8 protein-coding genes are annotated in these 9,100 nt (G+C 53.2%); all 8 read left to right on the top strand.

Features of this window, described 5'->3' with window-relative positions; translation table 11 throughout:
* Positions 1-291 (top strand): IS3 family transposase (locus BMZ79_RS33290; protein ID WP_143089205.1); only part of this gene is annotated, 291 nt, incomplete at its 5' end.
* Positions 292-654: 363 nt separating this feature from the next.
* Positions 655-1,689, top strand: a complete 1,035-nt coding sequence (locus BMZ79_RS33285) for a cysteine peptidase family C39 domain-containing protein (protein ID WP_090649533.1) — start codon at positions 655-657, stop codon at positions 1,687-1,689.
* A 197-nt stretch (positions 1,690-1,886) separates the two neighbouring features.
* The gene (locus tag BMZ79_RS33280; RefSeq protein WP_090649530.1) at positions 1,887-2,696 is read left to right on the top strand and encodes a response regulator transcription factor; all 810 of its coding nucleotides are present in this window, start codon (positions 1,887-1,889) and stop codon (positions 2,694-2,696) included.
* 12 nt (positions 2,697-2,708) lie between these two features.
* A complete protein-coding gene (locus tag BMZ79_RS33275; RefSeq protein ID WP_090649528.1) occupies positions 2,709-4,484 on the top strand; it encodes a sensor histidine kinase in 1,776 nt (591 codons plus the stop codon).
* Between the two features lie 293 nt (positions 4,485-4,777).
* A complete protein-coding gene (locus BMZ79_RS33270; protein ID WP_090649525.1) occupies positions 4,778-5,731 on the top strand; it encodes an ABC transporter permease in 954 nt (317 codons plus the stop codon).
* A 133-nt stretch (positions 5,732-5,864) separates the two neighbouring features.
* Positions 5,865-6,659, top strand: a complete 795-nt coding sequence (locus BMZ79_RS33265) for a carbohydrate ABC transporter permease (RefSeq protein WP_218154865.1) — start codon at positions 5,865-5,867, stop codon at positions 6,657-6,659.
* 67 nt (positions 6,660-6,726) lie between these two features.
* On the top strand, positions 6,727-8,634 hold the full coding sequence (locus BMZ79_RS33260) for a type 2 periplasmic-binding domain-containing protein (RefSeq protein ID WP_090649518.1): 1,908 nt from the start codon (positions 6,727-6,729) through the stop codon (positions 8,632-8,634).
* Between the two features lie 230 nt (positions 8,635-8,864).
* The coding region (locus tag BMZ79_RS34060) for a transposase (protein WP_143089021.1) at positions 8,865-9,100 on the top strand (236 nt) is incomplete at its 3' end.

Genomic DNA, 9,100 nt, shown 5'->3' with positions numbered 1-9,100 from the left:
CTGCATTCAGACCAAGGATTTCAATACACAACCCATCACTATAACAAGCGCTTAGAGGAATATGGGATGATTGCGAGCCATTCCAGACGTGGAAATTGCCATGATAACGCCTGTATAGAATCTTTCTTTTCACATCTGAAGACAGAGAAAATTCATCTTACTCGCCCCAAAACGGCTGAGTCGCTTTACACGGCGATTGAAGAATACATCGCATTTTACAACTACAACAGATTTCAGAAAAAATTAAATAACCGTCCCCCAGTTGATTACCGGGAGACGGCCGTTGCATAGTTCGTTTTTTTCACTGTCTACTTGACGGGGGTAAGACCATTATCGCGGCTTTTTGTAGTTATGGGATCAAGCTCTTGTCAAAACCAAATGGCAAGAACTTGATCCCATTTCCGAAATTGACAAGAAACTTAATCACATTCCCGACGGTTGGCAGGGATGACTGCAGCGATCCTAGGCAGCACAAGCGTGCCGGCCGCAATGATGCAGCGCGAACTCGATGTCATTCCCGGCGGAGCGGCCCCAAGCAGTCTTTGTTCAACTAACGGGCAGGATCGTTCAACAAAACGGCGAATTGTGGTGGCATAGGGATAACCAAAGGAAAGATGAAGTTTTTATTCTGAACAAATCGATAAGGAGGAACCCATGAAAAACGAATTAACATTTAACATTCCGTTCAGTGGCTTCGATTCGGTAACTTTTATCAACTGCTTCGCCTCAACATATATGTTCCTTGAGAACATAGAGGCTGTCCGCGAGAGGTCGGTTGCCTTGCAGGAGAGTTATTTTTTCTTATTTGACACCATGTGCGGGTGCAGTTCCTTACGCAGCCGTTTTGACGGCCAGCCGACCGAGATGCAGAAGATGATCGGCGAAACAGATTTTTATGGATGCGGTACGGAGAATAATGTTGAATTTTTATTCGGCTTCGCTGGTTACGAATATCACCGACTGACCGATCCCGCTATGTTTAAAGATGAAATCTTCGCATCCATCGACGCGGGTAAACCGGTTATCACAAAAGTGAAAACCGGCGGCAGCCGCTTCCGCGTAATTACCGGATATGATGGCGATGCGCTTATTTGCCCCGATTTCGCTCATGCGCAGGTTAAACCACAAGGTGCACTCTCCTACGATGAACTTGATATTCTTTATCTAATCGGTGATAAGAGTGAACCGCGCTATACGCTGATAGATGGATTAAAGCGCATTCGGCAGGTCATGGAGTACAACATCAATGAAAATCTTTGGGCCAGCTATATCGAAAAAATGGGGTTATACACCTCGGACAGTCTGGCTAATGCTGACCTTGAAGAGAAGAAAGCACGAATGAAGCGCGTAGCCGATGCCATGTGGCATACCTTCAACTGTCATAACTTCGCGGAGGTATTCCGCAAATACCGCGACGGCGGCGACGCCGCAGTTTATGACATGATTGGCGACATGAAAAAACTGCACGAACCCGGATTAAAGGAATTATGGGATAAGATAAGCCATTGTTGCGGCTATACGCACGACCTCGCTTGGGCGCTGATCGGCCTGGAGGAATGCGCAGATTGGTCTAAACATGCTGCAGGTTATTTCGGCGAAATGGTGGAATTGACGCTCTTTCGAATTGCGAAGAACGATGTTGATGCGTTTGATGCAATCAAGCAAGCGATTGAACGTTTATCAGAATAGACCCATCTTTTAACGGCTCTAGATTGAGTACCGCTATGGACCGAATATTTCGGCAGTCAAAGTACGTGAGCAGCTCAATCCGGCGGAGATGGTCAATGACCTCCTCTGCACACTTGACCACGCGAGGAGGCGGCTAACTATGCTATGATGGACGAAGATGAACATGCATTGCACGAGTTCGGAAAGAAGGGGCAGTTATGTATAAACTGTTTATTGTCGACGACAATCCGCTTGACCGGCGGGGCATTGCAGGGTTGTTTCAATGGGAAACGTTTGGCTGTCAGGTGGCGGGATTGTTCGGCAATGCGATGGAAGCGCTTTCTGCTGCGGAATCCGTCCGTCCTGACATTGTGCTGACCGATGTCCAAATGCCCGTCATAGACGGTATCGAGTTCGGCCAACGGCTGAGGAGCGGGCTGCCGGCGGTCGAGCTTATTTTCATGAGCAGCTACGACGACTTTGCGTTCGCCCACGGCGCGCTTCAGTTGGAGGCAATCGACTATGTGCTGAAGCCGATCCGCAAGCAGGCGCTGGAGGCGGCTGTCGCGAAGGTTGCCGGCAAGCTCGACAAGGCGCAGATGAAAGAGTTGGAGCGGGAGGAGCTTCTTCGGCATATTAGGCAGCCGTTCCCGCAGAGCCCGGGACAGTCCGGCGCAGCGGACGCGGAAGAGTCGGAGCTTCCCTATTACGAGCGGATCGTCAGCCGAATCAAGGCGATCGTCGCTGCCAAGTATCGGGAAACGATCACGGTTCAGGAGATTGCGGGCGAGGTGTTTCTGAGCCTGAGCCATGCCAATAATATATTCAAAAGCAAAACCGGCTTGAAAATTTTCGATTATCTGACCGAATACCGAATGGAGCGGGCCAAGTCGCTGCTGCGGCACCCGGACAGCAAAATTTATCAGGTCGCAATGCAGGTCGGCTATACGAACAAATCGCATTTTTGCCTGGTGTTCCGAAAGCATGCGGGCGTTTCGCCATCGGAATACAAGGATCATTTTAAGTGACGGAGGAGTCCGATGCCTGTCGTTAAGCGCGCCGCAGACCGTTTCGCCCGCTTGTTCCATCGGCTGCAGTACAGGCAGAAGCTGCTGGTCGCCATTCTCCTGCTTACGCTATCGCCGCTCTTGCTGCTCTCCATCGTCTATATGTCGGCCTATGCCAGGTCCAAGCTTGATGCCATTCTCCAGCAGGACGGCCAGCGGTTCGCCGCCGAGGTCGAAAATCTGGACAACAACTATTATTCAGGCATCAAGAAGTCGGTCTACATCACCAACAACCAGCAAATCATCCAGATGCTCAAGGAGGACTACGGGGACGATCTGCTCGACTATATGAACAATCTCGACAGCTTCCGGTACGTCCTGGATGCGCTTCGTTCCGACGAACTGCAAAGCGACATCACCATTTACGGATTCAATCCGTCCATCTATCGGACCGACGGCATTCGCAAGATCGACGATCTCGATGCGGCTACCCGCAGCCGCGTTTTAGCGAATAGCGACGATTATCCGGTTCGTTCATTCCTCGTGTCCCCGGACAACGGACGGCCGGAAGTCCATATTTACAGCAAAATCATGGATTTCAACGAAACGCTGGCGATTACCGAGGTGGTGTTCCCGCTGAATCAGCCGATCGCGAAGCTGCAGGCGCTGCTGCCCTCGGGCAGCTTCATGCTGTACCGGGCAAAGGACGGCACAAGCTTCGCGGTAGGCCGCAACGGCGTTTCGCCCGACGATATGCCGCAGACGGGGCAGAGCGTTCCGCAGGACGTTTCCTCCTATTATCAGGTGACGCTGCACCTGAAGTCGGCGCAGGACGATCTGCTGCTCTATGTGACCAAGACATCCATCTGGCTGCGGCTAGGCGGCTTGCTGGCGATCCCGCTCGTTATGCTGGTCGGGCTGCTGCTCACGATTCTGCTCTCGATTCGGTTCGTTACGCTGCTGCTTACCCGGCGGCTGACCGCGCTGACAAGCAGCATCCGCAGCGAGACGGATACGCTGGAATCGTTCGGATCCGGAATAGCGGAACCGGGAAGCGACGAGCTCGGCCTGCTCGAAGTTACATTTCGCGGTCTGGTCATGCAAATTCGCGATCACTACCGCCAGTCGGCGGAGAACGAGCTGGAGCGGAGGCTGCTCGAGGCCGAGCTGCTTCAGGGCAACATCAATCCTCATGTGCTGTATAATACGCTTTCCGCGATCAAATGGATTTACCCGGAAGACAGGCTGCAGACGCTTGTCGACGATATGGTGGATTTTTACCGTTCATTTCTCAATCGAGGCGAAATCGCCGCCCCGCTGACCCAGGAATTCGAGATGATCCGCAAATACCTGGACATTCATAAATTTGCTTACGATTCAGACTTCATCTACGAGCTTGAGCTTGCCGAGGAGGCGGGGAAGGCGTATATTTTGCGGAATATGCTGCAGCCCATCGTCGAGAATGCCTTGGTCCACGGGGTCAATTCGCTCGCTTCGGGGGGACGGGTCGAACTGAGCGCCAGAGCGGAGAACGAGCATCTTGTCATCGAGGTGACGGACAACGGACAGGGTATCCAGGCATGGCAACAGGCCGCGAATCGGCCAGCCGCAACCGAGAGGACCGGCGAGCAGCGGAAGAAGACCGGTGACCGCAGCGGCTTCGCCAGATCCGGCAGCGGCTACGCGCTGGCTAATATACGTCGACGAATCAAGCTGTATTACGGGGAAGATTATGATATCCGGTTCGAAGCCGCGCCCGGCGGCGGGACGCGCGTCATCCTGCGCGTTCCTTGCCGCAACGCCGTATAAACCGCTGCAGCTCCGAAGGGATGCCGCTCAAGGCAACCGAAATTGCAGGTCCGCTTCCTTTCGCTCGGCTGTCCGAACACGCCGAACGAGGAAGCGGGTCTGTTTGCGCTTCGCGCGTTTGGAACGGGTTGGAGACGTCCGTGCGCAGAAAGTACAACATACCGTTCTATCCTTGCAATTCTCGCGTCTTGCAGCTTAAAGCGCTTCCATTAGAATGAAATAGTGAAGGCAGCGACACTTGTTCGCATGCTGCGCAGCTTCGCCTTTGAATTTGAGAAAGGAGGTGCACAACGATGAAGACGGTTGCCGATCGCGAGAGACAGCCCTTGTCGATGGTTAAGGCGTCGTGGCGCTGGCGGCAGATGAAGCAGGACAAATATTTGTATCTGCTTCTCGCGCCGGCGATTCTGTTCGTTTTCGTTTTCGTCTATATGCCGCTTCCCGGCATTATGGTGGCTTTCAAGGATTACGACGTATTCAAAGGTTTCTGGGGGAGCGATTGGGCCGGCCTGAAATTTATCCGCGAGGTGTTCGAGCTGCCGATGATCGGCGATGCGATCGGGAAGACGCTGCTCATCAGCACGCTGACGCTGATCGTATGCTTCCCGGCGCCGATCGTCCTCGCGCTGCTGCTGAACGAGCTCCGTTTGAAGCTCTTCAAGCGGATCACGCAGACACTGCTTTACCTGCCCCATTTTCTGTCCTGGATTTCCGTTATCGGCATCGCTTACGCATTTTATTCCATCTACGGTCCGCTTAACGATATTCGGCTGTGGCTGTTCGGCGGCGATACGGAGCGGATTATGTTTCTCTCCAATCCCCACTTCTTTATACCGAATGTGCTGCTGCTGTCCCTATGGAAGGAAACGGGCTGGAGCACGGTCATTTTCCTCGCGGCGATCGCTTCGGTCGACCCGCAGCTGTACGAGGCGGCTTACATGGACGGCGCCGGCAAGCTAAGACAGACCTTCCGCATTACGCTGCCGACCATTTTGCCGACGGTGATGATCATGCTCATCTTCCAGCTCGGGAATCTGTTCCAAAGCAATTTCGAGCTCATCTACGGGCTGCAAAATCCGTTCGTGAACACGGAGGTCATCTCGACGCTCATTTACAAGCAAGGCATCCAGCAGGGGGCGTATGCCTTGTCGACGGCACTCGGCTTTATCCAAGGGTTGATCGCCTTCGTCCTGACGGTGGCTGCCAACAGCATATCCAAAAAGCTAACGAGCAGCGGAATTTGGTAATTCCGAGAAAGGAGCGGGGCCGCACAACATGAACCTGTCAGGCACCGGTTATCGTGTATTTTCCATCTGCAACCTCGTATTTCTCGGATTGTTGGCGCTGTTTGCGCTTTACCCGTATTTGAATACGGTTGCCGTGGCTTTCAACGACGGTCAGGATAGCATGCTCGGCGGAATTACGCTCTTTCCGCGTCAGCCGACATTCAGCAATTTCGCCACGCTGCTGCGGGACGACTCGATTATACGGGCGCTGTTCATTTCGATCGCCAAAGTAATTGCCGGAACGGCGCTCGCGCTGGCGGTCCAAATCGCCGCCGGGTATGCGCTGACCAAGAAACGCATGGTCGGCCGCAACGCGCTGCTGCTTTATTTTATCGTGCCGATGTTTTTTAATGGCGGGCTTATCCCGGTTTATCTGCTTTATTCAAAGCTTGGCCTGCTCAATAATTTCCTTGTTTATGTGCTGCCGGGCGCGTTTTCGTTTTTTAACGTGATCATTATCCGCACCTATTTGTATACGATTCCCGTCAGTCTGGAGGAGTCGGCCAAAATGGACGGCGCCAGCGAGCTGACGGTGCTGTGGCGGATCATTCTGCCGCTCTCCAGGCCGATTATCGCGACAATTGCCTTGTGGACGGCGGTCACGCATTGGAATGATTGGACGACCACGCTCAACTTCATCACGAAACCGAGCCTGCACACGCTGCAGTTCAAGCTGATGCTGATGATCAAGGAGAACGATATGATCGCCAGTCTCGTTCAAGAGGCGGCACAGCGGGGTGAAGTGAATCGGGCCGCCACGCTCCGCGTGACGCCGGAAGCGATCCGGGCGGCGCAGGTGGTCATCACGACCGTGCCGATTATCCTCGTGTATCCTTTTTTGCAGAAACATTTCATTAACGGCGCGCTGATCGGCTCGGTCAAGGAATAAGAGCTGCCGGTTCGGCCGCAAGGGCTTTGGCATAGATGGAACATCATAAAGGGGAGGACAATATAAGATGAGCACATGGGAGAAAGCTTCATCGGCGCTGCTGGCGACGCTGTTGACGGTGACCGTGCTGGCGGGATGCGCGGACAACAACAACGGCCATTCGGCCGATACCGCCAAGCCGGAGTCGTCGGGAGATCAATTCCAGCCGCTGCCTGCCGTCGAGGACAGCTCGGATTTGCCGGACTGGACCGGCAAACAGCTTCATCTGAAAATCTGGCTCGACCACGGCACCGGCGGCACGTTCGCCGGCGCCCGCAAATACAAGGACGATCTGGTAACCAACGAAATCGCCCGCGTCACCGGCGTCCATATCGATCTGGACAATTCCTTCGATAACGGCGGCAATTCGACAGGCGCGGTCAAGATGGGCATGCTTGCGGCCACGAACAATTGGCCCGACCTGATCCTGGACGGCGACGAGCTGAATTCGCTGGTGGACAACGACAAGCTGTACGACCTGACCGATCTGCTGCCTAAATATGCGCCGAATTTAATGAAAAAAATTCCGCAAACGCTCAACACGGTTTGGGATATGCCGAATGTCAAGAAGGACGGCAAGGTATATATGGCGCCGGCTTCGATTTACGAAACCGCGCTGCCGAAGCTGTATCCCGACCTCGATCCGGTCGATTATCCGCTGGCGCATTCGATGGGGTATGTTTATGTCCGCGACGATATTTTGAAGAAGCTGTATCCGCAGGCCAAGACGGAACAGGAAATCCAAGATTTATATATGAAGAACGGCAAATTCACCAAGGAAGATATTCTCGACGTGCCGATCCATTCGGCTGCAGACTTTACCTCGTTTTTGTATAACATTCAGAAGCTTGGCGTCAAGGAAGGCAATCAGCAGGTTTCACCGTTCTTCCTGTATTCCGGACAGGATAATTGGAATCTGATGACGATTCTGTTCAGCTCATTGTACGGTGGAAGCAGCACAGGCGGAGAAAACTCCTATTTTACCTATTGGGACAAAACGACGCAGCATGTGGAATGGGGCTTCAAGCAGCCGTTCTTCAAGGATCTGGCGAAGCAGATGAATCAATTGATGCGCGACGGCGTCGCCTCCAAGGAAGCGATGGTCGATCCGTATAACGTCTTCCAGCAGAAGCTGAACAACGGCATGTATGCGGTTTCCTACGGCTTCCTGTCACCGGACAATAATGCGCTCGCACAGGCCGGCAAGCCGTACCGTTACCGCAAGGTTTATCTGGATATTCCCCGCAACGACGACAAATTCTTATTCGCGTCGGCGCTGCCGGGCGCGAGAACGCGGATCGGCATCTTCAAGGATTCGGTAGCCGAGGAGGATCTGCCGCAGGTGCTGCGCTGGATGGATTTTCTGGCCTCCGATGCGGGGGAGAAGCTGTGGTTCTGGGGACCGAAGAGCGCCGGACTGTTCGAGGAGAAGGACGGCCAGCGCGTGTACACGGATAAGAATCTGGAAGCGCAAATGGTCTACGACAAGCCGGGAACGCTGGCGCAGCAATATGGCCTGGAGTTGAGCGACGGCTCCAACGATGACCGGACCATGAGCGACTACATCAGCTTTACGGGCAAAGGCCGCTATTATCCGGGAACCTGGTACGACAAGCAGAGAAGTCCGGAGGAGGCGGACACGTATTTCGATATGGGGCGGGTCGAGCGGGCGCCGTCGACCGATACGCTCAAACCGACGATCTACAGCTTCACCTCCCAGATACCCGAAGCCGACAAAGCGTGGAAGGCGCGCAAGGCGTTCGAGGACGCGCTGACCAAGGTGCTGGTGGCCAAGGACGACACCGAGTTCGAGAAGCTGTTCAACGATTTCCTGGCGACCGCGGAGAAAGACGGCTATACCGACGATCTCAAGGATAAAGTCGACGCCGCTTTCCGCGTGAGCAACAAGAATTATATGGCCAATTTGCAGAAATAAAGGTTAGCAGGAAGGGGCTGTCCCAAAAGCCATAGGCTCTAGGGGCAGCCCCCTTCAATATTTTAAAATCTGCAAAAACAAAGAAACCAATCTTTGCTAGAAAAATATGTCGGGTGACAGAACATTATCTCATTAAAGGCCGCGATAATGGTAATATCCCCTCATGGTTGACAGCGAAGAAAAGCCCATTGGTACAATGGACTTAAAAGCTGCAATCGGAGGGGATTTTTTTGGCGAAAAAGGGACAACTATTTTTCCAATACACGGCACAATTAAAAAGCGAGGCTATTCGTCTTTATGAATCAGGTGTAAGCTCTCGCGAAGTAGCGAAACAATTGAATATTCGTAGTAAAGCTCAAGTGTTGGATTGGGTTAAGAAATCCCAAAATGGTGTTTCATTAGAGGATGGTCGTGGACAGCATTCATCCCTCAGAGGTCGACCTAAAACGAAGTTCGCAAGTCTAGA

The organism is Paenibacillus sp. UNC496MF, assembly GCF_900113915.1.
Lineage (GTDB): Bacteria > Bacillota > Bacilli > Paenibacillales > Paenibacillaceae > Paenibacillus_Z > Paenibacillus_Z artemisiicola.
Note: the sequence above shows the minus strand (reverse complement) of the source record. Positions and strands in the feature narration are given on the sequence as shown.